General features: G+C 68.6%; 22 protein-coding genes. 19 read left to right on the forward strand and 3 right to left on the reverse strand.

The features are described from left to right. The first annotated feature begins 41 nt into the window (after positions 1-41). The 13 genes from xylF to CFB47_RS33035 all read left to right on the forward strand — a co-directional run bounded on the left by xylF (position 42) and on the right by CFB47_RS33035 (position 13,813). On the forward strand, positions 42-1,070 hold the full coding sequence (gene xylF / locus CFB47_RS32975) for a D-xylose ABC transporter substrate-binding protein (protein WP_089443869.1): 1,029 nt from the start codon (positions 42-44) through the stop codon (positions 1,068-1,070). Between the two features lie 61 nt (positions 1,071-1,131). Further along, on the forward strand, positions 1,132-2,691 hold the full coding sequence (xylG, locus tag CFB47_RS32980) for a D-xylose ABC transporter ATP-binding protein (RefSeq protein ID WP_089459874.1): 1,560 nt from the start codon (positions 1,132-1,134) through the stop codon (positions 2,689-2,691). Continuing rightward, positions 2,688-3,899 carry a sugar ABC transporter permease gene (locus CFB47_RS32985; protein ID WP_089463711.1) on the forward strand — a complete coding sequence of 404 codons (1,212 nt, stop codon included), beginning with the start codon at positions 2,688-2,690 and terminating at the stop codon, positions 3,897-3,899. The genes xylG and CFB47_RS32985 overlap by 4 nt, the downstream gene beginning before the upstream one ends. Positions 3,900-3,936: 37 nt before the next feature. Further along, positions 3,937-4,254 (forward strand): hypothetical protein, encoded by a 318-nt coding sequence (locus CFB47_RS32990; protein ID WP_089459876.1) that lies wholly within the window; start codon positions 3,937-3,939, stop codon positions 4,252-4,254. 352 nt (positions 4,255-4,606) lie between these two features. Next, entirely contained in the window at positions 4,607-5,284 is a 678-nt protein-coding gene (locus CFB47_RS32995; protein WP_089459877.1) for a GntR family transcriptional regulator, read from the forward strand. A gap of 141 nt (positions 5,285-5,425) precedes the next feature. Beyond that, on the forward strand, positions 5,426-6,211 hold the full coding sequence (locus CFB47_RS33000) for an ABC transporter substrate-binding protein (protein ID WP_256946809.1): 786 nt from the start codon (positions 5,426-5,428) through the stop codon (positions 6,209-6,211). An 85-nt stretch (positions 6,212-6,296) separates the two neighbouring features. Further along, a complete protein-coding gene (locus tag CFB47_RS33005) occupies positions 6,297-6,995 on the forward strand; it encodes an ABC transporter permease (RefSeq protein ID WP_089463713.1) in 699 nt (232 codons plus the stop codon). Continuing rightward, positions 6,992-7,732, forward strand: a complete 741-nt coding sequence (locus CFB47_RS33010; protein WP_089463714.1) for an ABC transporter permease — start codon at positions 6,992-6,994, stop codon at positions 7,730-7,732. Before CFB47_RS33005 ends, CFB47_RS33010 begins: the two co-directional genes overlap by 4 nt. Next, positions 7,729-8,493, forward strand: coding sequence for an ABC transporter ATP-binding protein (locus CFB47_RS33015; protein ID WP_089463715.1), 765 nt, complete (start codon positions 7,729-7,731; stop codon positions 8,491-8,493). Before CFB47_RS33010 ends, CFB47_RS33015 begins: the two co-directional genes overlap by 4 nt. Before the next feature lie 79 nt (positions 8,494-8,572). Beyond that, a complete protein-coding gene (locus CFB47_RS33020) occupies positions 8,573-9,943 on the forward strand; it encodes an aspartate aminotransferase family protein (RefSeq protein WP_039371201.1) in 1,371 nt (456 codons plus the stop codon). Positions 9,944-9,957: 14 nt separating this feature from the next. Continuing rightward, on the forward strand, positions 9,958-11,547 hold the full coding sequence (locus CFB47_RS33025; protein WP_089464269.1) for a gamma-glutamyltransferase family protein: 1,590 nt from the start codon (positions 9,958-9,960) through the stop codon (positions 11,545-11,547). 45 nt (positions 11,548-11,592) lie between these two features. After that, positions 11,593-12,567, forward strand: a complete 975-nt coding sequence (gene speB / locus CFB47_RS33030) for an agmatinase (protein WP_089463716.1) — start codon at positions 11,593-11,595, stop codon at positions 12,565-12,567. 124 nt (positions 12,568-12,691) lie between these two features. Continuing rightward, the gene (locus CFB47_RS33035; protein WP_089463717.1) at positions 12,692-13,813 is read left to right on the forward strand and encodes a porin; all 1,122 of its coding nucleotides are present in this window, start codon (positions 12,692-12,694) and stop codon (positions 13,811-13,813) included. On the opposite strand, the gene CFB47_RS41905 is transcribed toward CFB47_RS33035, so the two are convergent. Beyond that, positions 13,801-14,121: an alginate lyase family protein gene (locus CFB47_RS41905; RefSeq protein WP_256946810.1), complete on the reverse strand. Its 321-nt coding sequence runs from the start codon at positions 14,119-14,121 to the stop codon at positions 13,801-13,803. The two genes, CFB47_RS33035 and CFB47_RS41905, sit on opposite strands and share 13 nt — an antisense overlap. Before the next feature lie 193 nt (positions 14,122-14,314). Between CFB47_RS41905 and CFB47_RS33045 the strand changes: the two genes are divergently transcribed. The 6 genes from CFB47_RS33045 to CFB47_RS33070 all read left to right on the forward strand — a co-directional run bounded on the left by CFB47_RS33045 (position 14,315) and on the right by CFB47_RS33070 (position 21,316). Next, positions 14,315-15,805, forward strand: coding sequence for a PAS domain-containing sensor histidine kinase (locus CFB47_RS33045; RefSeq protein ID WP_089459883.1), 1,491 nt, complete (start codon positions 14,315-14,317; stop codon positions 15,803-15,805). Then, on the forward strand, positions 15,787-17,163 hold the full coding sequence (locus CFB47_RS33050) for a sigma-54 dependent transcriptional regulator (RefSeq protein ID WP_089463718.1): 1,377 nt from the start codon (positions 15,787-15,789) through the stop codon (positions 17,161-17,163). The genes CFB47_RS33045 and CFB47_RS33050 overlap by 19 nt, the downstream gene beginning before the upstream one ends. 377 nt (positions 17,164-17,540) lie before the next feature. Then, positions 17,541-18,113 (forward strand): hypothetical protein, encoded by a 573-nt coding sequence (locus CFB47_RS33055; RefSeq protein WP_256946811.1) that lies wholly within the window; start codon positions 17,541-17,543, stop codon positions 18,111-18,113. A gap of 40 nt (positions 18,114-18,153) precedes the next feature. Continuing rightward, positions 18,154-18,702 carry a hypothetical protein gene (locus tag CFB47_RS33060; protein ID WP_089463720.1) on the forward strand — a complete coding sequence of 183 codons (549 nt, stop codon included), beginning with the start codon at positions 18,154-18,156 and terminating at the stop codon, positions 18,700-18,702. A gap of 21 nt (positions 18,703-18,723) precedes the next feature. Further along, positions 18,724-20,025: an MFS transporter gene (locus tag CFB47_RS33065; protein WP_089463721.1), complete on the forward strand. Its 1,302-nt coding sequence runs from the start codon at positions 18,724-18,726 to the stop codon at positions 20,023-20,025. A 37-nt stretch (positions 20,026-20,062) separates the two neighbouring features. Then, positions 20,063-21,316, forward strand: coding sequence for an arsenic transporter (locus CFB47_RS33070; RefSeq protein WP_089463722.1), 1,254 nt, complete (start codon positions 20,063-20,065; stop codon positions 21,314-21,316). 36 nt (positions 21,317-21,352) lie between these two features. Here the strand turns inward: CFB47_RS33070 and CFB47_RS33075 are convergent, their stop codons facing one another. Both CFB47_RS33075 and CFB47_RS33080 read right to left on the reverse strand, forming a co-directional pair. Then, positions 21,353-23,458, reverse strand: coding sequence for a TonB-dependent siderophore receptor (locus CFB47_RS33075; protein ID WP_089463723.1), 2,106 nt, complete (start codon positions 23,456-23,458; stop codon positions 21,353-21,355). A gap of 437 nt (positions 23,459-23,895) precedes the next feature. Then, a complete protein-coding gene (locus CFB47_RS33080) occupies positions 23,896-24,597 on the reverse strand; it encodes a FadR/GntR family transcriptional regulator (RefSeq protein WP_089463724.1) in 702 nt (233 codons plus the stop codon). Positions 24,598-24,605: the final 8 nt, after the last annotated feature.

Genomic DNA, 24,605 nt, shown 5'->3' on the forward strand with positions numbered 1-24,605 from the left:
CGCGGTTCGTGAGGTGGTTCCATAACAAGGAGTCTGGAGACATGAAAACCGTGACGCGTCGTACCGTATTGAGTTCGCTTGCCGGCGCCGCTGCGCTGGCGCTGTTCGCGCTGGGCGCACCGCTCGCGCATGCGAGCAAGGACAAACCCGAAATCGGCTTCTGCATCGACGACCTGCGCGTCGAGCGCTGGTCGCGCGATCGCGACTATTTCGTCGCGGCCGCGACGAAGCTCGGCGCGAAGGTGTCGGTGCAGTCGGCCGACGCGAGCGAGGAGCGGCAGATTTCGCAGATCGAGAACCTGATCTCGCGCGGCGTCGACGTGATCGTGATCGTGCCGTTCAACTCGAAGACGCTCGGCAACGTCGTCGCCGAAGCGAAGAAGGCCGGCATCAAGGTCGTGTCGTACGACCGGCTGATCCTCGACGCGGACGTCGATGCGTACATCTCGTTCGACAACGAGAAGGTCGGCGAGCTGCAGGCGCAAGGCGTCTACGACGCGAAGCCGAAGGGCAACTACTTCCTGCTCGGCGGCGCACCGACCGACAACAACGCGAAGATGCTGCGCGAAGGACAACTGAAGGTGCTGAAGCCCGCGATCGATCGCGGCGACATCAAGGTCGTCGGCCAGCAGTGGGTGCCCGAATGGAGCGCGTCGACCGCGCTGCGCATCACCGAGGATGCGCTGACCGCGAACAACAACAAGATCGATGCGATTGTCGCGTCGAACGACGGCACGGCCGGCGGCGCGATCCAGGCGCTCGCGGCGCAGCATCTGGCCGGCAAGGTGCCGGTATCCGGGCAGGACGCGGATCTCGCGGCGGTCAAGCGCGTGATCGCCGGCACGCAGACGATGACCGTCTACAAGCCGCTCAAGCTGATCGCGAGCGAAGCGGCCAAGCTGGCCGTGGATCTCGCGAAGGGCACGAAGCCCGCGTTCAACGCGCAGTACGACAACGGCAGGAAGAAGGTCGACACCGTGCTGCTGCAGCCGACGCTGCTGACCAAGCGCAACGTCGACGTCGTCGTGAAGGACGGCTTCTATACCCAGGCGCAGCTGGCGAGCCAGTAACGGCGCGACGCGCGGGCGGCTTACCGGCGCGCCCGCGCGCATCCTGCGAGGCAATGAACGAATGACGGAACCCTTGCTGACGATGCGCGGCATCGTCAAGACCTTCGACGGCGTGAAAGCGCTCGACGGCATCGACCTCACCGTGCGGCCCGGCGAATGCGTCGGGCTGTGCGGCGAGAACGGCGCGGGCAAGTCGACGCTGATGAAAGTGCTGTCGGGTGTCTATCCGCACGGCACGTGGGACGGCGACATCCGCTGGGAAGGCGCGCCGCTCGCCGCATCCGGCGTGCGCGACACGGAGCGGGCGGGCATCGTGATCATCCACCAGGAGCTGATGCTCGTGCCCGAACTGTCGGTGGCCGAGAACATCTTCCTCGGCAACGAGATCACGCTGCCGGGCGGGCGCATGCACTTCGCCGCGATGGTCCGGCGCGCCGAGGAATTGCTGCGCGAATTGCGGATCGACTCGATCAACGTCGCACAGCCGGTGATGAACTACGGCGGCGGCCACCAGCAGCTGATCGAGATCGCGAAGGCGTTGAACAAGGACGCGAAGCTGCTGATCCTCGACGAACCGTCGTCGTCGCTGAGCGCCGCCGAAACGCGCATCCTGCTCGACATCGTGCGCGACCTGAAGCGGCGCGGCGTCGCGTGCGTGTACATCTCGCACAAGCTCGACGAGGTCGCGGCCGTTTGCGATACGGTCACCGTGATCCGCGACGGCCGTCATGTCGCGACCGAGCCGATGCACGCGCTTACCACCGACCGCATCATCGCGATGATGGTCGGCCGCGAGATTCGCGACCTGTATCCGCGCGAGCCGCACGCGATCGGCGAGGTCGTGCTGGAAGCGCGCAACGTGACCTGTCGCGACGTGACGAACGCGCGCCGCAAGCGGGTCGACGACGTGTCGTTCAGCGTGCGGCGCGGCGAGATCCTCGGCGTCGCCGGGCTCGTGGGCGCGGGCCGCACCGAGCTGATGCAGGCGATCTTCGGCGCGTATCCGGGCGCGTGCACGGCGACCGTGCTGATGAACGGCCGGGTGTTGTCGATCCGTTCGCCGGCCGACGCGATCCGCGCCGGGATCGCGATGGTGCCCGAGGACCGCAAGCGCCACGGCATCGTGCCGCAGCTCGGCGTGGGCCACAACATCACGCTGGCGGTGCTGCGGCGCTTCGCGGCGCGCGGGCGGATCGACGCGGCCGCCGAACTCGATGCGATCCGCACCGAGATGCAGCGGCTGTCGGTGCGCGCCGCGCATCCGTTCCTGCCGATCGCGAGCCTGTCGGGCGGCAACCAGCAGAAAGCGGTGCTCGCCAAGATGCTGCTGGCCGAGCCGCAGGTGCTGATCCTCGACGAGCCGACGCGCGGCGTCGACGTGGGCGCGAAGGTGGAGATCTACCGGCTGATCTTCGCGCTGGCGAAGCGCGGCGTCGCGCTGATCGTCGTGTCGTCGGAGCTGCCCGAGGTGCTCGGGCTGGCCGATCGCGTGCTGGTGATCGGCGAAGGCGAGCTGCGCGGCGATTTCGTCAACGACGGCCTCACGCAGGAACAGATACTCGGCGCCGCGCTGAAGCCCGCGCGGCTGTCCACCGAACCCACCGCAATGAGCGCGACATGAATTCCGAACTTTCTTCCTCGACCCCGGCGACGCCGGATGCCGACGCGCAGCGTTCCGCCGGCCGCCCGGCGCGGCTGCCGCTTCACCAGATCTTCGCGCGCTACAAGCTGCTCGCGCTGCTGCTGGCGGTCGTCGTGATCTGGACGTTCTTCTCGGTGCTGACGGACGGCGCGTTCGTCACACCGCGCAACGTCTCGAACCTGCTGCGGCAGATGTCGATCACCGGCATGCTCGCGTGCGGGATGGTGTTCGTCATCATCGCGGGCGAGATCGACCTGTCGGTCGGTTCGCTGCTCGGGCTGCTCGGCGGCGTCGCGGCGATCCTCGACGTCAACCGTCACTGGCCGGTCGCGGCGACGATCCCGGCCGTGCTCGCGCTCGGCGTGCTGATCGGGCTGTTCAACGGCTGGTGGTCGACCTACCGGCGCGTGCCGTCGTTCATCGTCGGGCTGGGCGGGATGCTCGCGTTTCGCGGGATCCTGCTCGGCGTGACGGGCGGCTCGACGATCGCGCCGGTATCGGACGGCTTCGTGTTCATCGGGCAGGGCTATCTGCCGCGCCTGGTCGGGGACGGCCTCGCGATCCTGCTGTTCGCGCTCGTGTTGCTGCTGGTGGTGCGGCAGCGCGCGACGCGGCGGCGCTACCGGCTCGCGGTCGCGCCGCGGTGGCAGGACGTCGCGAAGATCGTCGGCGCGGGCGCGGTGCTGTTCGCGTTCGTCGCGACGCTCGACCGTTACGGCGGTATCCCGGTGCCCGTGCTGCTGCTGCTCGTGCTGCTCGGCGTGTTCTCGTGGATCGCGACGCAGACCGTGTTCGGCCGGCGCATCTACGCCGTCGGTTCCAACCTGGAGGCGACGCGGCTGTCGGGCGTCGATACCGACCGCGTGAAGCTCGCGATCTTCGCGCTGATGGGGCTGATGTGCGCGTTTGCCGGGCTGGTGAACACGGCGCGGCTGGCGGCCGGGTCGCCGTCCGCGGGCACGATGGGCGAACTCGATGCGATCGCCGCGTGCTTCATCGGCGGCACGTCGATGCGCGGCGGGTCGGGCACCGTCTACGGCGCGCTGATCGGCGCGCTCGTGATGGCGAGCCTCGACAACGGCATGTCGATGCTGGACGTCGACGCGTACTGGCAGATGATCGTCAAGGGCGCCGTGCTGGTGCTGGCGGTGTGGATCGACGTGGTGTCGCGGTCCAACCGACGGTAAGGCGCCGGTCGGTCGCGAGTCGACAAAGAGGAAGACCATGGAACGAAACACGATGCGCGTGCCGGATGTGGCCGTGCTGGCGGCCGGGCCGTTCGCGATGCCGGACGACGGTTCCGTGCTGCGCCTGGCTGACCCGCGCGACCGGCAGGTGATCGCGGATGCATTGCGCGCGCTGCTGCGCGAGCGTGCCGAAGCGCTCGCGTTCGCGATGCGCATGGCCGACCAGTGCGGCCGGCCGCGGCCCGATGCGGCCGATTTCGCGCTGACCGACATCATTCGGCTCGCTCGCATCGTCGAGCGGATCGAGCGGGACGGGGTGGCGAAGCGCGCTGCCATGCCCGCGGACGCGCGCTGACTGGCGACGCGGCCGCTGCGCCGGCCGCAGGCGCGAAAAGCGCCGCACATGCCGTGTGCTCAACGCGGCGAATCGAGGCGCACGCTGCAATGGGTTGATACGCCCGACGTCGGATTCCCGGCGTTGGGCGTTTTTGTTGGCGGGTGACGGCGCGTCGGTGCCTCGCCGATACCAAGGGTTAACCCATATTCGACATTATTTCTGGCGTCGTATAGTGCAGCCGTAGATACAAATATCCACTATTACACAAGCCTTTCATTCGAGATCGAACGGACGTTCGCGAGCCTGCCACGCGCCATCGGTGTGCGGGCACTTCGCGACGGTGCCGACGTTCCGCGAAGGAGGTCATTGCATGAACATGGACGCACGTACACCGCCGCTGCATTCGCAATTTCCCGCCACGGCCGAGGAAGAGGCCTACGCACACGTGCTTTACCGTATCCGGATGGGGACGTACAAGGCCGGCGATCGCCTGATTCCCGAGGACATCGCCGCCGAGATCAATACGAGCCGCATGCCGGTGAGGGAAGCGTTCCGTCGGCTCGCCAGCGAAGGGCTGGTCGCGATCCGTCCGAATCGCGGCGCGATCGTGCGGGGGCTCGACGTCGACGAGATGGAGGTGGTGTTCGGCATGCGCGGCGTACTCGAAGGGCTGGCGGCGCGCATGGCGCTGCCGAACATCACGCCGCGGCATCTCGACGAACTGACGCGCCTGATCGACGTGATGGAGCGCGCCGAACCGGACGGCCAGCAGTGGGTGACCGCGCATCGCAGCTTTCACGAGTATCTGTGTCAGCTGTGCGGGCGCCAGCGCCTGATCACGCAGATTGCCGGGCTGCACACGGTGGTGGAACCGCACATGCGTCTGTGGCTCGAGCGGGCCTACAAGCCGAAGACGTCGCGCGACGACCACATGGGGCTCGTCGACGCGATCCGGGGCGGCGATCCTGCCGCGCTCGAGGCCGCGGTGCGCGAGCACATCGAAGCGACCGTCCCGGCCGTGCGCGACTGGATGACGGGCGGGCACTGACGGAAACAGCACGAGGCGATGGCTGTCGCCTCGTGCCTATCGATCAGTGATCCGAACGAATTGTCGGACGAAACACCTGCAACACGATTACGCAGTCATTTCCCACGAAACACGTTACGGAGTGTCGATATGAAGCGACCCATGATGAGATTCCTGCTGCTCGTCGCCGTCCTGCTGGCGGCCGCGCAGGCCCACGCGAAAGAGTGGAAGGACATCCGGATCGGCTATGAGGGCGCGTACCCGCCGTTTTCGTCGATGCAGCCCGACGGCACGCCGGTGGGCTTCGACATCGACGTCATCCATGCGCTGTGCGCGCAGATGCACGCGAACTGCACGCTGGTGCAGATCGGCTGGGACGGCTTGCTGCCCGCGCTGATGGCCGACAAGGTCGACGCGATCGTCGCGTCGGTCGCGATCACCGCCGAGCGCAAGCAGAAGGTCGCATTCACCGACAAGTACTACAACACGCCGCGCCGGCTGGTCGTCGCGAAAAGCAGCCCGATCAAGGACGCGACGCCGGCGGAACTCAAGGGCAAGCGCGTCGGCGTTCAGCGCGGCACGCTGGCCGACAAGTACGCGAGCGCGTACTGGGTGCAGAACGGCGTGCAGCTGGTGCGCTACCCGACCCAGGACGAGGTCTATCTCGATCTGCGCTCGGGCCGCATCGATGCCGCGTTGCAGGACGCGACCGCCGCCTATTCCGCGTTCCTGACGAAACCGGAAGGCGCCAACTTCAAGTTCGTCGGCACGCCGATCGTCGGTACGACGCCCGAGCAGAAGACGCTGCTGGGCGAGGGTTACGGCATTCCGGTGCGCAAGACCGACGACGATCTCCGGCAGCAACTGAACCAGGCGATCACGGCCATTCGCGCGAACGGCGTGTATCAGTCCATCGAGAAGAAGTACTTCGATTTCGACATCTACTGATCGTCCGCCGATCGGCATCGCGCCGGCGTGCGGGTATGCGCCGGTGCGGCCGGAACGAACCGCCAGCGCGCGGGAAAGGAGCGTCATGTCCGAGTTGCAGCAATACCTGCCGGCCCTGTTGCGCGGCGCCCAGATGACGATCGTGCTCGCCGTGCTGTCCGCCGCGCTCGCCGTGTGCATCGGCATGGCGGGCGCGATGGCCAAGCTGTCGGGCTCGCGCGTGCTGGTGTCGGCCGCCACCGCGTACACCACGCTGATTCGCGGCGTGCCGGAGTTCGTGATGATGCTGCTGGTGTTCTACGGCGGCCAGATCGTGCTGAACCGGCTGTCGGCCGTGTTCGGCCTGCATGCGCCCGACGTCGACGCGTTCGCCACCGCGGTGCTGACGATCGGTTTCATCTTCGGCGCGTACTACACGGAGACGTTCCGTGGCGCGATCCTCGGTGTGCCGCGCGGCCAGATGGAGGCGGCGCGCGCATACGGATTCTCGGGCGGGCTCGCGTTTCGCCGCATCCTGTTGCCGCAGATGGCGCGGCTCGCGTTGCCCGCCGCCCTGAACAACTGGCTGGTGCTGCTCAAGACCACGGCGATCGCGTCGTTGATCGGCCTGCACGACGTGATGTTCATCTCGGACCAGGCCGGCCGCACGACCCAGGCGCCGATGACGTTCTATCTTGCCGCCTGCGCGGTGTATCTGCTGGTGACGTCGGGATCGACGGCGTGCATGGCGCGCGCCCGCGTCCGGCTGAACCGCGGCATGCGCGAGGGGAGGCTGCACGGATGAGCCATGAACAATGGATCTCGCTGCTGGGCGCGTACGCCGGCGGGCTGTGGGTCACGGTGCAGCTGACCGTGGGTTCGCTCGCCCTCGGGTTGCTGCTCGCGATTCCGCTGGCAGTGTTGCGCGTGTCGCCGAACCGTTTCGTGCACGGCCCGGTGGCGGTCTATACGTGGTTCATGCGCGGCACGCCTCTGCTCGCGCAACTGATGATCGTCTATTACGGCTTCGGCCAGTTCCAGTGGGTGCAGGACGCGTGGCAGCGCGGCAATCCGCTGCTGTTGCTGCTGCGCGACCCGTTCGGCTGCGCGATGATCGCGCTGACGGCGAACACCTGTGCGTACACCGTCGAGATCCTGGCCGGTGCGATCCGCGCGACCGCGTACGGCGAAATCGAAGCGGCGCAGGCATACGGGATGTCGCGTGCGACCGCCTGGCGCCGCATCGTGTTGCCGTCGGCGCTGCGCCGCTTCCTGCCCGCCTACAGCAACGAAGTCATCCTGATGCTGCACGGTACGTCGCTCGTCAGCGCGATCACGCTGATCGACCTGACGGGCGCGGCGCGAGACTTCTACGCGAACTACTACGCACCGTTCGAGGCGTTCATTTCCGTCGGCACCGTCTATTTCGCGTTGACCGGGCTCGTCGCGCTGCTGATCCGCGCAACCGAGCGCCGCCTGCTCGTTCACTTGCGGCCGCTGCCGCTTTCCACGCTCGCCCCATCGCGGAGCCACGCCACATGAATGCACTGTCCGTCGAAAATCTTCACAAGCACTACGGCGACAACGAGGTGCTGAAAGGCGTCTCGCTGGCCGCCAATCCGGGCGACGTGATCAGCGTGATCGGGTCGTCGGGATCGGGCAAGAGCACGCTGCTTCGATGCATCAATTTTCTGGAATCGCCTTCGTCGGGCCGCGTCTCGCTTGGCGGCGGCGAGGTCAGGACGTCGGTCGACCGCCGCGGCCGGATCAGGATCTCGGATCCCGTCCAGTTGCGCCGGATGCGCACGCGGCTCGCGATGGTGTTCCAGCATTTCAATCTGTGGGCGCACATGACGGTGCTGCAGAACGTCGTCGAGGCGCCGCTGCACGTACTGAAGCTCGGCCGCGCGGAGGCGCACGAGCGGGCGGAGCGCTATCTCGAGCAGGTGGGCATGACGCGTTTCGCCGATGCGTATCCGGCGCACCTGTCCGGCGGCCAGCAGCAGCGTGTCGCGATCGCCCGCGCGCTCGCGATGGAGCCCGACGCGCTGTTGTTCGACGAACCGACGTCGGCGCTCGATCCGGAACTGGTCGGCGACGTGCTCAAGGTGATGCGCGATCTCGCGCGCGAAGGCCGCACGATGATCGTCGTCACGCACGAGATGGGCTTCGCGCGCGAAGTGTCGAACCACGTGATGTTCCTGCACGAGGGCATCGTGGAGGAGGAAGGCCATCCGCGCGACCTGTTGAAGACGCCGAAAAGCGGACGGTTGCAGAAGTTCCTGTCCGGCGGGCTCAAGTAGCGGTGACCGGCGGCCGGTTCGGGCCGGTGCCGTACACGCAAGACACGACCATGGAAGAGACGAAACCAGGAAGGTACTCATGCACACTCTGAAGCAGAACGACATCGATCATGTCCTTCATCCGTACACGAACCTGAGCCGCCATCGCGATGTCGGGCCGATGGTGATCGAGCGCGGCGAGGGCGTCTACGTGTACGACACGGAAGGCAACCGTTATATCGAAGCGCTGAGCGGCCTGTTCTGCGCGTCGCTGGGGTTCAGCGAATCGCGGCTCGCCGACGCGGCGGACCGGCAAATGCGCAAGCTGCCGTTTTATCACGCGTTCGGTCATAAGTCGTCCGAACCGTCGATCCTGCTGGCCGAGAAACTGATCGCGATGGCGCCCGTGCCGATGTCGAAGGTGTTCTTCGCGAACTCGGGTTCCGAAGCCAACGACACGGCGATGAAGCTGATCTGGTATTACAACAACGCGCTCGGGCGGCCGCTGAAGAAAAAGATCATCGCACGCACGAGGGCGTACCACGGCGTGACGATCGCGTCCGCGAGCCTGACCGGCCTGCCGAACAACCATCGCGACTTCGACCTGCCGATCGATCGCATCCTGCATACGGACTGCCCGCACTACTATCGTCATGCGCTGCCGGGCGAATCGGAGGAGCAGTTCGCGACGCGCTGCGCCGAGTCGCTCGAGCAACTGATCCTGCGTGAAGGGCCCGACACGATCGCCGCGTTCTTTGCCGAGCCGATCATGGCGTCGGGCGGCGTGATCGTCCCGCCGGCCACCTATATGGAGAAGATCCAGCGCGTGCTGAAGCGGTACGACATCCTGCTCGTGGCCGACGAGGTCATCTGCGGGTTCGGCCGGACCGGCAACATGTTCGGCTCGGAAACCTTCGGCATGCAGCCCGACATGATCGTCGTCGCCAAGCAGCTGTCGGCCGGCTACCTGCCGATCTCGGCGCTGATGGTCAACGATGCGATCTATCGCGCTCTCGTAGCCGAAAGCGAAAAGATCGGCACCTTCGGCCACGGCTTCACGTACAGCGGCCATCCGGTTTGCGCGGCCGTCGCGCTCGAGACGCTGCGCATCTACGACGAAGACGGCGTGCTCGACCACGTGCGCAGCGTGATCCCGCACTTCCAGCAGCGCGTGGCCGATCTCGCCGAACATCCGCTCGTGGGCGAGGCGCGCGGGGCCGGGTTGCTCGCGGCGGTCGAACTGGTCGCCGACAAGGCGACGAAAACGCCGTTCCCGCCGTCCGAAGGCGTGGCCGCCCATGCCGGCGAGCGGGCGCTGGCGTATGGCGTGATCACGCGCGCGCTCGGCGATGCGTTCAATTTCTGCCCGCCGTTGATCATCACGCACGACGAAATCGACCAGTTGTTCGATGCGTCGAAACGGGCGCTCGACGACACGCTCGCGTGGCGCCGGTCGCTGGCCGCACGCTGAATCGGGAGCGCACCATGAGGAATTTCGAACAACCGGGCCGCTCGCTCGTGATGTCGACCGGCGCGATGGCCGCGACGTCGCATCCCGCGTCGACGCTGGCTGCCGTCCGGATCCTGGAAGCGGGCGGCAACGCGATGGACGCCGCGATTGCCGCGTGCGCGGTGCAATGCGTCGTCGAGCCCGGCTCGACCGGCATCGGCGGCGACTGCTTCGCGCTCTATTCGCGCGGCGGCGGCGACGACATCGTCGGCTTCAACGGGTCGGGCTGGGCGCCGGCCGCCGCCAGCGTCGAGCGGCTGAGCGCGCTCGGCGTCACGTCGATCGAGCGCCACTCGCCGCACGCGGTCACGGTGCCCGGCGCGGTCGACGCATGGGCAACGCTCGCGCGCGACCACGGCTCGCTGCCGCTTTCCGCATTGCTTGCGCCGGCGATCCGGTTCGCGCGCGACGGCTATGCGGTCGCGCCGCGCGCGGCGGCGGACTGGGCGCATCAGGCGCAACTGCTGTCGCTGGACGCCACGAGCCGCGCGCAGATGCTGGTCGCCGGCCACGCACCACCGGCAGGCAGCGTGCATCGGCAGCCGCTGCTTGCGCGCACCCTCGAGGCGATCGCGCAAGCGGGCCCGCGCGTGTTCTACGAAGGCGGGGTCGCGGAGGACATCGTGGCGCGCCTGCGCAGCATGGGCGGCCTGCATACGATGGACGACTTCGCGGCGTTCCATGGCGAATACGTGACGCCGATCACCGCGCGCTTTCGTGGCTACGACGTGCACGAGTGTCCGCCGAACGGGCAGGGCGTCATCGCGCTGCTGATGCTGAAGCTGCTCGAAGGCTTCGATGCGAACGACGATCCGCTCGGCGCCGAGCGCCTGCACCGCGAGATCGATGCCGCGCGCGTCGCGTATGCGCTGCGCGACGTGTTGTTGGCGGATCCGCGCCGGCGGCCGATGGACGTCGATACGCTGTTGTCGGAGGCCTCCGTCGAATCGCTGCGTACGCGCATCGCGGCGCTGCACGCGATCGGCGCGCCGGTCGCGGCGCCGGTGGAGCACAAGGACACGGTCTACATCTGCGTGGTCGACAAGGATCGCAACTGCGCGAGCTTCATCAACTCGCTGTTTCATCCGTTCGGCAGCGGCATCATGTCCGCGCAAACGGGCGTGATGCTGCACAACCGCGGCCAGAGCTTCACGCTCGAAGCAGGCCACCCGAACGCGATCGCACCGCACGCGAGGCCGATGCACACGATCATTCCCGGCATGGTGACCCGCGACGGCAAGGTGCAGATCACGTTCGGCGTGATGGGCGGCCACTATCAGGCGATGGGGCATGCGCACTTCCTGTCGAAGGTGCTCGACTACGGCCTGGACCTGCAAACGGCGATCGACCTGCCGCGCATCTTTCCGCGGCCGGGCACCGATCAGGTCGAAGTCGAATGCACGATGCCCGCGGCGGCGCGCGAAGCGCTCGCGCGTCGCGGCTTCAACCTCGTCGCGCCGAGCTGGGCGATCGGCGGCGCGCAGGCGATCCGGATCGACTGGGAGGCCGGCACGCTGATCGGCGCGTCCGACCATCGCAAGGACGGCTGCGCGCTGGGCATCTGACACCGGCGTGCGCGTTATCGGCACACGAAAAAGGGGTGACGCATCATGCAGAAGCAATCTGTCCTGCGCGGAGACGGCGCGATCCGCCGCGAATCGCCCTATGGTTCGTCGAAGGAGAACACCTATGCGGGCGTGGTGTCGTTCATGCGGCGCCTGTATACGAAGGAACTGGCCGGCGTCGATCTCGCGGTGACCGGTGTGCCGCTCGATATCGCGACGACCAACCGTCCGGGCGCACGGCTCGGCCCGCGCGCGATCCGTGCGGCGAGCAGTCAGCTCGGCGTGCTGCTGCCGTATCCATGGGGGATCAATCCGTTCGACGACTATGCAGTGATCGACTACGGCGACTGCTGGCTCGACGTGCACAATCCGTCGACCGTCAGGGAGACGATCGTCACGCATGCGCGCACGATTCTCGATGCCGGTGCCCGGATGCTGACGCTCGGCGGCGATCACTACATCAGTTATCCGCTGCTCGTGGCCCATGCGGAAAAGTACGGCCGGCCGCTGTCGCTGATCCATTTCGATGCGCACTGCGATACCTGGCCCGACGATCGGCCGGACAGCCTCAATCACGGGTCGATGTTCTACAAGGCGATCAAGGACGGGCTGATCGATCCCGCCCACTCGGTGCAGGTCGGCATCCGGACGTGGAACGACGATTTCATGGGCGTGTCGGTGCTCGATGCGGCCTGGGTGCATGAGCACGGCGTGAACGCGACCATCGCACGCATCGTCGAGATCGTCGGCGCGCGGCCGACTTATTTCACCTTCGACGTCGACGGGCTCGATCCGGCGTTCGCGCCCGGCACCGGCACGCCCGTGCCGGGCGGCCTGTCGAGCGCGCAGGCGCTGTCGATCATCCGCGGGCTCACGTCGGTCGACCTGGTCGGCGCGGACGTGGTCGAGGTCGCACCCGCCTACGATCATGCGGACATGACCGCGCTCGTCGCCGCGCACGTGGCGAGCGAGCTGATCTGCCTGTTCAGGCACCGCGCTCGCGCGGCACGGCATAGGTAGAACCGCGGGACGCGCAGGCGCTTCGTATCGTCTTCATCAATTCGTTATCCAAATTAAATGACGAATGACGTCTGAAGCACGTCAATCGGATGGATCAATCACGCAACGACAGGAGAGCACGGCAATGAAATGGATCGCATCGACCACCCTCGCATGCGCGGCCGGCATGTGCGGCACCGCATTCGCGCAAAGCTCGGTCACGCTTTACGGCGTCATCGACGAATCGATTCAGTACACGCACAACACCGGCGGCGCAAGCAACCAGGTCAAGCTGCAGTCGGGGCAGATGTCCGTCAGCCAGTGGGGGCTGAAAGGCACCGAGGATCTCGGCGGCGGCCTGAGCGCGCTGTTCAACCTGCAGAACGGCTTCAACGTGAACAGCGGCAAGATGAGCGGCGGCCTGCTGTTCGGGCGCAAGGCGTTCGTCGGGCTGGCGGGCGGATTCGGCACGGTGACGGCCGGCCGTCAGCAGGATACGTTGCAGGATCTGGTGTTGCCGGTGCAGGGCAACAATTTCCTCGAGTACTTCACGGCGCCCGGCGACGTCGACAATGCCGACGGTTCGGTCCGCAACAGCAATGCGGTCAAATGGGTGAGCCCGTCGTGGGGCGGCCTGCAGGTGGCCGCGATGTACGGGTTCGGCGGCGTGGCCGGCTCGGTCGGTTCGGGGCAGGCGTACAACGCGGCGATGTCGTACACGGCCGGGCCATTGACCGTCGCGGCCGGTTACGCGCATCTGGACAACGGTAACGCGGCGCTGTCGACGCGCGGGGCAAGCAGCGCCGATACGATCTTCCTGTCGCCGGTCAACAATGCTTACGCGACGGCGAGTGCGGTGAATATCGCGCGCGCCGGCGTGAGCTACGTGCTCGGCGCATTCACGATGGGCGGCCACTACAGTTATGCCGAATACCTGCGCGACGGCAATTCGACGTTCGGGACGGCCGAGCGCTACAACAACGGCTCGGTGTTCGTCGCGTGGCAGGCTTCGCCCGTGCTGCTGTTCGAGACAGGGTACAACTACCTGAAATCGCACGGCGATTCGTCGGCCACCTACCAGCAGGTCACGCTCGCGGCCGACTACGCGCTCAGCAAGCGCACCGATCTCTACGCGACGATGAGCTACGGGCACGCATCGGGCAGCAACGGCGCGGGCCCCGCGCAGGCGGTGATTGCGGACGCCTACGTCGATGGCGGCAAGGCGACCCAGGAGCTTGCGATCGTCGGCATTCGTCACCGCTTCTGATCGAATGCGCCGCGCATCATGGCAGCGGCACGCGCCACGCCGCCGTCACGTCGGCCCCGAGCCGGCCTTCGCTGAACGAGTTCGGCCGCGAACACGCGCGGCGGCAGCGCGAACGTGTGGTCATGCAGTGCGCGATCGCCGCGCTTGACCTCGCGCTCGAGCGAACCGTCCGGGCGGATGTCGCGAATGCCTTCGCGCACCCGCGGCAAGCCGGGGTCGATCAGGCTTGCATTATCGGTGACGGTGCCGACGAGTGTACCGACGGCGAACAGGACGGCGAACAAGGTGCGAACGGAAGCGATGCGCATGGGGGCTCGACGGGAAGCGCCGGGCAGGACGCTGGACCAAAGGCCGTGCAGCGCCCGAGGCTTTCGCCCGGCTTTCCGGTGCGAGCCGGAGCCGCCGGCCCGGCAAGACACCCGTACGCTGCATGACGATCGTGGCGGCTTCGCACGACAGGCGATACGCTATGCTGTCGTCCTCAGCCGCCAGCCCGATCCGATGAAGCGTCCGTCGTTTTCCACCCAACTCGTCATGCTCTGGGCACTCGTCGCGGCGCTGTGCGCGACGCTGGTCGCGGTCGTCTGGATCACCGCGAGTTCCGCCGAGAGTCAGCAGGTCGCCAGCGCGAAGGCCGCCGGCGCGTCGGCCTGCGAAGCGGTCGCGTCGCGTTACAGCGCGTCTTCCGCGTCGCCGGGCGCCGGGCCCGCCCCGGAGCTGATGCATGCGATCCTCGACATCGTGCTTTCCCGCGCCCCCGACATGGAAGGCGGGTTCTGGATGCCCGGCGCCGCGCCTGCGGCGAACGGGTTTCTCGCGTATTCCTTTCCCACCTACCAGGGCAGTGGCGTCAAACACGACGTACCGGAGGCGGAAACCCCGCTGATCCTCCGCACGCTGCGCGCCGCGGCCGCGACGCGTGCCGCGACGGCGAACGTCGTCGAAGGCGCGCAGGATGCCGTGATCGCGGCGGCCTGCCCGGTACGCGGCGGATCGGGGCTGTACGTGTGGATGCTGACGCGTGCGCGCCCGCCGCTGGGCCGGCACGGCGAGTTGCTGGCCACGGGCCTCGCGGCCGTCCTCGCCGTGATTCTGGCGATCGCGGCGGCGCTGGCCGTGGCGCTGCGCCGATGGAAGCGCAATCTCGCGCGGATCGAGAGCGGGCTGGGCCCCGACGGTCGCGAGCATCATCTGCCGTACGTCGGCGAGCCGGATCTCGACCGCGTCATCGATGCGTTCAACGAGCGGGCGCGGCGCGCGGACCGGCTGCAACAGCAGGCTGACGAACTGCGCACGCGCCTCGCGCAGGCCGAACGCTTCGGCATGCTGGGCAAGCTGGCCGCGCAGGTCGCGCACGAGATTCGCAATCCGATGGGCGCAATGCGGCTGAAGGCGGAAAACGCGCTGGCCGGCGATGGCCGGCGGCAGCAGGACGCGCTGCGCGTGATCCTCGCGCAGATCGAGCGCATCGATGCGCAATTGTCGAGCCTGCTCGCGCTGACGCAGCCGGTGCGCCCGCAAGCGACCCGGGTCGACGTCGACGCGTGGCTCGCGCAGGTCGTCGACGCGCACCGCGAGCTGGCGCAGCGGCAAGCGATCGACCTGACGCTGTCGCTCGCGGGGCAGGGCGAACGGCTGGCATGGCCGTCGGATCGTCCTGCTTTCGACCCCGACCAGATGCGGCGGGCGCTCGACAACCTGCTGCTCAACGCGCTGCACCACGCGGGCGACGGCGGCGCGGTCACGCTCGCCGCCGAGCGGCGCACCTTCGCCGGGCGCGACTGGCTGTGCCTCACCGTGTCGGACAGCGGCCCCGGCGTGCCGGCCGCGCAGCGCGAGCGGATTTTCGAGCCGTTCGTGACCGGCCGCGCGGAGGGCACGGGCCTTGGTCTGGCCGTCGTGCGCGAAGTGGCGGCGGCGCACGGCGGGCACGCGCGCCTCGACGGGGGCGCCGCATTCGTGATTGAAATTCCATGGCAAACATCCTCATAGTCGACGACGACGCGGCCTTTCGCGACAGCCTCGCCGAAACGCTCGCCGATCTCGGTCATCGGGCCGTCGAGGCCGCCTCCGGCCGCGCCGCGCTCAGCGCGCTGCGCGACGGCGATGGCGTCGAATGCATCTTTCTGGATTTCCGCCTGCCGGATCTGGACGGATTGGCCGTGCTCGCGCAACTGCGCGACGATCCCGCGCTGGCCGCGATTCCGGTCGTCATGCTGACGGCCCATGCGACCAGCGACAACACGATCGAAGCGATGCGGCTCGGCGCGTTCGATCACCTGACGAAGCCGATCGGGCGTCGCGACATCGCGCAACTGCTCGAACGCATCGTGTCGGCGAATCAGCCGCCCGCGCGCGCGCCGGGCGACAGCGATTTCGCGGGCGAACCGTCGGCGGACCGACCGCGACTGCTGGGCGTGAGCGCCGCGATGCGCGACGTGCAGAAGCAAGTGGGCCGCGCCGCGATGAGCGACGCGACCGTGCTCCTGACCGGCGAGACGGGCACGGGCAAGGAGGTGGCCGCCCGCGTGCTGCATGCGGCGTCGGCCCGGCATGCGGGGCCGTTCGTCGCCGTGAACTGCGCGGCCATCCCGGCCGACCTGCTCGAAAGCGAGTTGTTCGGGCATCGTCGCGGCGCGTTCACGGGCGCGCATGCCGATCGCGCGGGGCGGCTCGTGGAGGCCGACGGCGGCACGCTCTTTCTCGACGAGATCGGCGACATGCCCGCCGCGATGCAGGCGAAGCTGCTGCGCGCACTGCAGGAGCGCCAGGTGATGCCGCTCGGCGCGGATCGCGCGACGGCGATCGACATTCGTGTCGTGGCCGCGACGCACCGCGACCTCGCCGCGGCCGTCGCGGACGGCACGTTCCGCGAAGACCTCTTCTATCGGCTGAACGTCATTCCTTTGCATCTGCCGCCGCTCGCGGAGCGTGTGGCCGACATCCTTCCGCTCGCCGCGCATTTCCTCGGCAGCGCGGCGGGCACGCGCGCGCTGCATCTGACGAACGACGCCCAGCGCGCGCTGCTCGATCACCGCTGGCCGGGCAATGTGCGGGAACTGCGCAACGTGATGGAGCGGGCGGCCGCGCTCGCGCCCGGGCCGGCCATTGGCGCGGCCGATCTCGGCCTGGCCGCCGGGCCGGCGCGCGAGCCGCACGCCGATGCGGTGCCGGCGCACCTGCTCGACATGCCGCTGCCCGATGCGCTGGCGACGGTCGAGCGCGCGGCGATCCTGCGCGCGCTCGAGCGCGCGAACGGCAACCGCGCGGAGGCCGCGAGGCAACTCGGCATCGGCCGCCAGTCGCTCTATGCGCGCATGGCGAATCTCGGGATCGAGCGCGGCGACTAGGCTAGTCTCGCCGTTTCGACTGTCGGGAATGCCGACATCCGGCGAAGCGACGTGTCGGGAAATCCGACAGGTTTCGCGCGCGTCGTCGTTCGGCGCACGGCCACGCGGGGCGTCGCGGGTTGGCACGGGTATTGCGGATATCGATGCATCGCAACCCGTCGCCGGAGCCCGTCATGAAGTCGTACCTGCCTGTCGTTCGATCGCGGCCGCGGCGCCGTGCCGCCGTCCGCCGCTCGTCTCGCATGCTCTGCGCGGCCGCGCTCGTTGCCGTCGCAACGGTCAGCGTGGCGCAAGTGCCGCCCGCACCGCGCGCGGAAGATCCGGCCGGCGCCATGCCGCCGCCTGCTCCTCCTCGGCCTCGCGCGCTGGTGCCTGCCGTGCCCGGAAACGACACCGCACGGCATGCGCTGGTGTCCGGCACGCTGTCGCGCCTGACGATCAACCCGGAAGGCACCGTCGACGGCTTCGTGCTCTCCGACGGCACGCTCGTCCGCCTGCCGCCGCATCTCGGTTCGCAACTGACGGCGCTCGTGAAGACGGGCGACCGCGTGACGGTCGCCGGCGAACGACGCGTCGACGATGAAATCCGTGCCCGCGTCGTCCGCAACGACGGCACCGGCGCGTCGCTGTCCGATCAGCCGCCCGCGCCCGTCGCGCCGGTGCCGCCCATGCTGCGCGGCGTCAACCTCGCCCGCCTGAGCGTGTCCGGCGTCGTGCGCCGCGTGACACGGGCGCCGCGCGGCGAGCCGGACGGCGTGATGCTCGACAGCGGCGCGATCGTCAAGCTGACCGTTCCGGCCGCGCAGCAATTCGGCGCGCTGCTTGTCCCCGGCGAGCGCGTGGCCGCGGTCGGCTACGGCACGCGCAACGCGTACGGCGAAGCGCTGCAGGCGACGGCGTTCGGCGCGCCGGGCCATGTCGTGAATCTCTATGACGATGTCGCGCGCTGAGCGCGACGCCATTCCGAAACCCATCGAAAGGAGTCCTGCCATGCATTGGATCGATCCCGCCTGCCTGCCCGAAACGCGCGGCCGCGTCACACAGTTCCTGCTCAATCCGCACGGAGACATCGACGGCCTGATCCTGAACGGCGACCTGCAGGTTCACGTGCCGCCGCATCTGGGCCGCGAACTGGTACGCCGTGTCGCGGTCGGCGACCGCATCCGCGTGCGGGGCGTCAAGCCGCGTCGCGCCGAGATGATCGCGGCCGTGCAACTGACCGGCCGCGACGGCGTCGACATCGTCGACGACGGGCCCGCGCATGCGGCGCCGGCGAAGCCGACGCACCCCGCTCGACAACCGCTGGAATCGAGCGGCGAAGTCGCGTTTGCGCTGCACGGCCCGAAAGGCGAATTGAACGGCGCGTTGCTGACGAGCGGCGTCGCGTTGCGGGTGCCGCCGCATGCGGCTGAAGCGCTGCACGAGTATCTGCGTCCCGGTGTCCATGTGCAGGCGTGGGGGCACGGCGTCGTCACGCCGCACGGCACGACGCTCGACGTGAGCGAGATCGCCGAGCTCGTCGATGCGGATGCCGAATGATCGTGCGACGCTGAGACGGCCATGAGAGCGGCGCGCGCGCTCGAAGCGCTCAACTTCTTCCTCGCCGACGTGCAGGCCGGCATCGGCCCGTTCATCGGCGTCATCCTGCTGTCGCGCGGCTGGGGCGCCGATGCGATCGGCTCGGTCATGACGCTGGCCGGGCTCGCCGCGATGGCCGCGACGCCGTTGGCCGGCGCGCTCGTCGACACGGTGCGCGCGAAGCGGGCGCTGATCGTCGTGGCGACCGCGGTGACGGCGCTGGCGTCGCTGGCGATGAGGTTCGTCCACGGCTATCCGGCGGTGGCGGCGTCGCAGGTCGTGGCGGCGGTCAGCGGCGCGGTGCTGGCGCCGGCCGCCGCGGGCGTGACGCTCGGCATCGTGCGCCGGCAGGGTTTCGACCGGCAGTTCGGGCGCAACCAGATGGCGAACCACGCCGGCAACGTCGCCGGTGCGGCGCTCGCCGGGTGGCTCGGCTGGCATGTCGGATTCGACGCGGTGTTCGCGCTGGTCGGCGTGTTCACGGTCCTCGCCATCGTGAGCGCGCTGGCGATTCCCGGGCACGCGATCGATCATGCGTCCGCACGGGGTCTCGATCCCGCCGGTGCCGCACCGGGAACGGATGCTGCGCATCCGCATGCGTCGGATGCGGCGTCGGCACCGGCACCGGCACCGGCACCGGCATCGGCACCGCCATCGCGCGTCGGCGGCCTGCGCACGCTCGCCGACAACCGGCCGCTGGTACTGCTCGGCGCGTCGCTCGCGCTGTTTCATCTCGGCAACGCGGCGATGCTGCCGCTCTACGGGATGGGCGTCGTCGTCACGCATCGCAGCAACGCGAGCGCGTTCACCGCCCAGACGATCGTCATCGCGCAGTGCGTGATGATCGCGGCGGCGTGGCTCGCGCCCCGGCTGATTCGCGCGCACGGTTACTGGCGGGTGCTGCTGTTCTCGTACCTCGTGCTGCCGGTGCGCGGGCTGGTCGCCGCGGCGTGGCTGAGCGAAGCGGGCGTGTGGCCGGTGCAGGTGCTCGACGGCATCGGCGCCGGCCTGCAAAGCGTGGTCGTGCCCGCGCTCGTCGTTCACCTGCTGCATGGCTCCGGCCGCGTGAATGCCGGGCAGGGCGCCGTCGCGACCGCGCAGGGCATCGGCGCGGCGCTCAGTCCCGTGCTGGGCGGCGTGCTCGCGCAGCACTTCGGCTATCCGGCCGCGTTCGTCGTGCTGGGCGCCGTGTCGACGGGCTCGCTCGCGCTGTGGCTCGGTCATGCGCGCTCGCTGGGCCGCGTGTGCGGCAAGCCCGCCGATCTATCGGCGACATCGTCGTAAAGGCGATGTCGATTTCCATGCCTCGATCCACTTGCCCATGAATCCTGTTTCGCTTGCCTGGCTGATTTCCGCGCTCGCCACCGCGGGCGTGATCACGCGTCCGTTCGGCTGGCCCGAGGCCATCTGGGCCGTGAGCGGCGCGCTGCTGCTGGTCGTGTTGAACCTGTTGCCGGCTGCCCAGGCACTGGATGCCGTCGCGAAAGGCGGCGATGTGTACCTGTTCCTGACGGGCATGATGCTGCTGTCCGAGGCGGCTCGTCGCGAGGGGCTGTTCGACTGGGTCGCGACGCACGTCGTCAATCTCGCGCAGGGCTCGCCGCGGCGGTTGTTCGCGTTGATCTACGGGGTCGGCGTCGTCACCACGGTGTTCCTGTCGAACGATGCGACCGCCGTCGTGCTGACGCCCGCGGTGCTTGCCGCCGCGCGCCGCGCGAAGGCCGATCCGATGCCGCTGCTGTACAGCTGCGCGCTCGTCGCCAATGCCGCGAGTTTCGTGCTGCCGATTTCGAATCCGGCGAACCTGGTGCTGTACTGTGCACACATGCCGGCGCTCGGCGTCTGGCTCGCGCATTTCGCGGCGCCGTCCGTCGCGTCGATCGTCTGCACGTTCGTGATGCTGCGGATCGTGCAGCGGCGTGCGCTGTCCGGCCGTTGCGAGTCCGGGCTGCCGGTGCAGCCGCTGACCAGCGGCGGCCGCATCGCGCTGGCGGGCATCGCCGCAACGGCCGTCGCGCTGATGGCGGTGTCGGTCGCCGATCGCCCGCTCGGGTTGCCGACCGCGCTGGCGGGCGTCGTCACGGTCGCGTGCGTGGCGATGCGGGATCGCGCGGCGTGCGTGCCGATCGTGCGCGCGGTTTCATGGAGCGTGTTGCCGCTCGTCGCGGGGCTGTTCGTCGTCGTCGAGACGCTCGACCGGACCGGCGCGGTGCGCGCGCTGGCGGGCCTGCTGCACCTGCTGATGCAAAGCGGCGAGCACGTCGCGGCGGCCGTGGCCGGCGTCGCGATCGCGCTGGTGTCGAACGCGGTCAACAACCTGCCCGCCGGGCTGATCGCGAGTTCGACGATCCACGCGGCGCACAGCCCGCAGACGGTGGTCGATGCGATTCTGATCGGCGTGGATCTTGGCCCGAACCTGTCGATCACCGGTTCGCTCGCGACGATTCTGTGGCTGGCGGCGATCCGGCGCGAAGGGCTGCAGGTCGGTTTCCGCGCATTCCTCGCGGTCGGCGCGTGCGTGATGCCGCCTGCGTTGCTGCTCGCGCTGGGCGCGCGGTTCGTGGTCGGCGGCTGACGCGCGATGCGCGTCGCGTCAGCCGCCCCGGCCGCGCTAGAACGAGTACGCGAGCGACGCGAACAGGCTGCGCGGCGCGCCCGGCGTGACCCACAGGCTGTTGTACGAGCTGACGTAGGTGGTGCGATTGAACAGGTTGTTCAGCACGACCGACGCGCGCAGGTGCTTGTTGACCTGCACGTAGCCGTTGAGCTGGACGGTCGCGTAGGCCGGCAGCTCGAAGCCGTCCTGCGTGTTGGCCGTGTTGCCGGCGCGGCGGCCGACATAGATCACGCCGGCGCCGGCGCCGGCCTTGTCCGCGAACGGCAGGGTCGTCTCGTACATCAGCAGCGCGCTGCCGCTCAGCCGCGGTATGTCGACGAGCCGCGCGCCGGGCGTCAGCACCGTGTCGCGCGTGACTTCGGCATCGACGTACGCGAGGTTGACGAGGCCGCGCAAGCCGTGGCCCAGGTCGCCGCTCCATTCGAATTCGACGCCGCGGCTGCGTACTTCGCCGGCCGCGCGCGAGAAGCCGGCATTCGCCGGATCGGCGGTCAGCACGTTGCGCTTGGTCACGTAGAACGCCGAGACGGTCGTGAGCGAGCGCGCGCCCGCCCATTTCGCGCCGGCTTCGTAGCCGTGGCCTTTCTCGGGATCGAACGCGTTGCCGCCGACGTCCGCGCCGTTGTTCGGCCGGAACGAATACGCGGTGTTCGCATAGAACGACCACGCCGGGCTCATTTCATACACGACGCCGAGACGCGGGCTCACCGCGGTCTGCAACTGGCTCGTCGTCACGCCGTTCAGGCGGTTGTCGATCGACTGGTGGAAGCGATCCCAGCGCAACCCGGCCAGGATCTTCCAGTGCGGCCCGAACGCGAGCGTGTCCTGCGCGTAGACGCCTTGTCCGTTGTCGCGTTCGAGCAGGTTGGTCGCGGTACGCAGCGCGGGCGTGGGCTGGCCGTAGACCGGATCGAAGATGTCGATCGCATACGGCGCGGCGGCGCTCGGCGTCGAGCGCGCGACGAACTGGTCATAGTTGAAGCGATATGCGTCGACGCCCATCACGAGCGTGTGGCCGATGCCGCCCGTGCGGAACGCGCCGGTGGTTTCGAGCCGGCCTTGCAGGTCGTTCGAGTGAAACGCGACCTGCCGGTAGCGGCGCCACAGCGTGCGGCCGTCCGGCTGCAATGCGAATGCCTCGGACGAGCGCCCCGACAGGTCGGTGTTGCGTTGCGCGACGCCGGCATTGATCGACCAGCTCGAATCGATGCGGTGCTCGAGCGTGAACTGATGGCCCGTGTTGCGCACGTCGTAGTCGCCGTCGCGCGGCTCGCCGAGAAAGCGCGACGCGGGAATCACGCCCAGTTGGCCGTTGACCGCCAGCACGCCGCGATCGAGCGGCGCACGCTGGCGCGCGCTCTCGAATTCGTAGTGGAGCGTCGTGTCCGCGCCGATGTCCCACGTGAACGACGGCGAGAACAGGTAGCGCTTGCTCGACACCGTGTCGCGAAAGCTGCCGTTGTTCTCGTTCATCGCGACGAAGCGGTACGCGAGCGTTTTCGTGACGGGGCCGGTCGAATCGAGCGTCTGTCGCAACGCACCGTAGCTGCCGGCCGACACGCCGATGGTGTTCGCGCGGGCGAATTGCGGCTGCTTCGTCGTATAGCTGATGATCCCGCCCGGGTCGCCGCGGCCATACAGCGCGGACGCCGGCCCCTTGAGCACTTCCATGCGCTCGAGGCTGACGGTGTCGCGCGGCACGCTCATCCCGCGATTCCACGAAAAGCCGTTGACCAGGTAGTCGGTGCCGGACGTGCCGCCGTCGCCGGCGAAGCCGCGCACCGCGTAGTTGTCCCACAGGCCGCCGAAGTTGTTCTGGCGCGACACGCCCGCGACCCAGTCGTACAGATCGTCGCCGCGCGTGGCGGCCACCGTCTGGATCAGCTTCGTATCGACGCTGCTGACCGCGAACGGAATCTCCATCACGTCCGCCTCGCTGCGCGTCGCGCTCGTCGATTCGCGCGTGCGGAACGGCGCCGTCGCGCGTTGCGCGGACACCTCGATGGTCGGCAGCGCCGTCTCCTGCGCGTCGGCGGCGCCCATGCCGGCCGTGCCGACGACGATGGCCAGCGGTGCGGCCGCCCAGTTCCTCCTGCTCATACCCGTCCTTTTCCTTGTTGTGTCGTTCGCGTTCGGGCACGGCGGGCGGCATTGCGCCGGCATCTGTGTTCCAAACAGTACATTTGCGCGGCAATTTAATGCAAATGAGAGGCATTTGCAATCGTAATTTTGAGATGGGGTGGGTGCATGGCGGCGGGCGGTGCGGCGGCGGTCGCGGAACGCGCGGAATCGCGCTTTTCGCGACGTCAGGGCGCGGCGGTTCTTCGTCCAGCGGAAAGCGGCGACCGGCAATGTCCGGGTCGTCGCGTCTTGCTTGGTTCGATCAGGGAGGCCGACGTCGAGCGACGTCACGCCCGCGCGGGTTGCCGCGCGGGCTCGAATCACGCATCAGCGGATTTCATGGCGGTCGGCACGGTTCATTCCGTGGCGCCGTGCGTCGTGGTGCGACGACGTGCGTGCCGGTGCCCGTGCGTGGGTCAATCCGGATCGGCTTTCAGCCCACCCTCGATCCACCGCGCTTCGGACGCGCGAAGGTGCGCGCGGATCGCCGTCTGGGCCGCGATCGGGTCGCCGGCCTGCAGCGCGAGCAGCACGTCCTCGTGCTCGCGCACCGCGGCGGTCCACGTCTGCGGATTCTCCGCGTGGCCGCGCATCGCGGTGGCGATCGGGTCGTGGCGGCTGTCGAACAGCTCGCCGACGAAGCGGGTGAGCACCGAGTTGCCGGCGGCTTCCGCGATCAGCATGTGGAATTGCCGGTCGGCTTCGACGGGGGATTTGCCGGCCTCCGCCAGCCGCTTCATGCGCTGCACCGTGCGGCGCAGCCGCTCGAGCATCGCGGCCGTCATTCGGGCCGCGGCCAGCGCGGCGACGCTGCCTTCGACGGCCGCGCGCGCCTGCATCAATTCCGACGGACTGTCGCCGAGCGTGGCGATCGGGCCGACCGCGTCGGCCGCCGTGTCGCGCACGTACACGCCGGAGCCCATGCGGATCTCGATCTGGCCGCCGATTTCCAGCGCGATCAGCGCCTCGCGAAGCGACGGGCGCGAGACGCCGAGCGTGAGCGCCAGTTCGCGCTCCGGCGGCAGCCGCTCGTCGATCGCGAATTCGCCCTGGCGAATCAACGCGACGATCTGGGCCGCGACCGATTGGTAAAGCCGCTTGGGTTCTGTCGATTTCATCCGATGGA

Source organism: Burkholderia sp. AU27893, from assembly GCF_002223205.1.
GTDB lineage: Bacteria > Pseudomonadota > Gammaproteobacteria > Burkholderiales > Burkholderiaceae > Burkholderia.

Coding starts and splice junctions, on each gene's coding strand:
- CFB47_RS33045 (WP_089459883.1), top strand. CDS start 14,315: ATGAAGCGTCCGTCGTTTTCCACCCAACTCGTCATGCTCTGGGCACTC.
- CFB47_RS33070 (WP_089463722.1), top strand. CDS start 20,063: ATGAATCCTGTTTCGCTTGCCTGGCTGATTTCCGCGCTCGCCACCGCG.
- CFB47_RS41905 (WP_256946810.1), bottom strand. CDS start 14,121: ATGCGCATCGCTTCCGTTCGCACCTTGTTCGCCGTCCTGTTCGCCGTC.
- CFB47_RS32990 (WP_089459876.1), top strand. CDS start 3,937: ATGGAACGAAACACGATGCGCGTGCCGGATGTGGCCGTGCTGGCGGCC.
- CFB47_RS33080 (WP_089463724.1), bottom strand. CDS start 24,597: ATGAAATCGACAGAACCCAAGCGGCTTTACCAATCGGTCGCGGCCCAG.
- CFB47_RS33010 (WP_089463714.1), top strand. CDS start 6,992: ATGAGCCATGAACAATGGATCTCGCTGCTGGGCGCGTACGCCGGCGGG.
- CFB47_RS33000 (WP_256946809.1), top strand. CDS start 5,426: ATGATGAGATTCCTGCTGCTCGTCGCCGTCCTGCTGGCGGCCGCGCAG.
- CFB47_RS33050 (WP_089463718.1), top strand. CDS start 15,787: ATGGCAAACATCCTCATAGTCGACGACGACGCGGCCTTTCGCGACAGC.
- CFB47_RS32985 (WP_089463711.1), top strand. CDS start 2,688: ATGAATTCCGAACTTTCTTCCTCGACCCCGGCGACGCCGGATGCCGAC.
- xylF (WP_089443869.1), top strand. CDS start 42: ATGAAAACCGTGACGCGTCGTACCGTATTGAGTTCGCTTGCCGGCGCC.
- CFB47_RS33025 (WP_089464269.1), top strand. CDS start 9,958: ATGAGGAATTTCGAACAACCGGGCCGCTCGCTCGTGATGTCGACCGGC.
- speB (WP_089463716.1), top strand. CDS start 11,593: ATGCAGAAGCAATCTGTCCTGCGCGGAGACGGCGCGATCCGCCGCGAA.
- xylG (WP_089459874.1), top strand. CDS start 1,132: ATGACGGAACCCTTGCTGACGATGCGCGGCATCGTCAAGACCTTCGAC.
- CFB47_RS33060 (WP_089463720.1), top strand. CDS start 18,154: ATGCATTGGATCGATCCCGCCTGCCTGCCCGAAACGCGCGGCCGCGTC.
- CFB47_RS33020 (WP_039371201.1), top strand. CDS start 8,573: ATGCACACTCTGAAGCAGAACGACATCGATCATGTCCTTCATCCGTAC.
- CFB47_RS32995 (WP_089459877.1), top strand. CDS start 4,607: ATGAACATGGACGCACGTACACCGCCGCTGCATTCGCAATTTCCCGCC.
- CFB47_RS33015 (WP_089463715.1), top strand. CDS start 7,729: ATGAATGCACTGTCCGTCGAAAATCTTCACAAGCACTACGGCGACAAC.
- CFB47_RS33075 (WP_089463723.1), bottom strand. CDS start 23,458: ATGAGCAGGAGGAACTGGGCGGCCGCACCGCTGGCCATCGTCGTCGGC.
- CFB47_RS33035 (WP_089463717.1), top strand. CDS start 12,692: ATGAAATGGATCGCATCGACCACCCTCGCATGCGCGGCCGGCATGTGC.
- CFB47_RS33065 (WP_089463721.1), top strand. CDS start 18,724: ATGAGAGCGGCGCGCGCGCTCGAAGCGCTCAACTTCTTCCTCGCCGAC.
- CFB47_RS33005 (WP_089463713.1), top strand. CDS start 6,297: ATGTCCGAGTTGCAGCAATACCTGCCGGCCCTGTTGCGCGGCGCCCAG.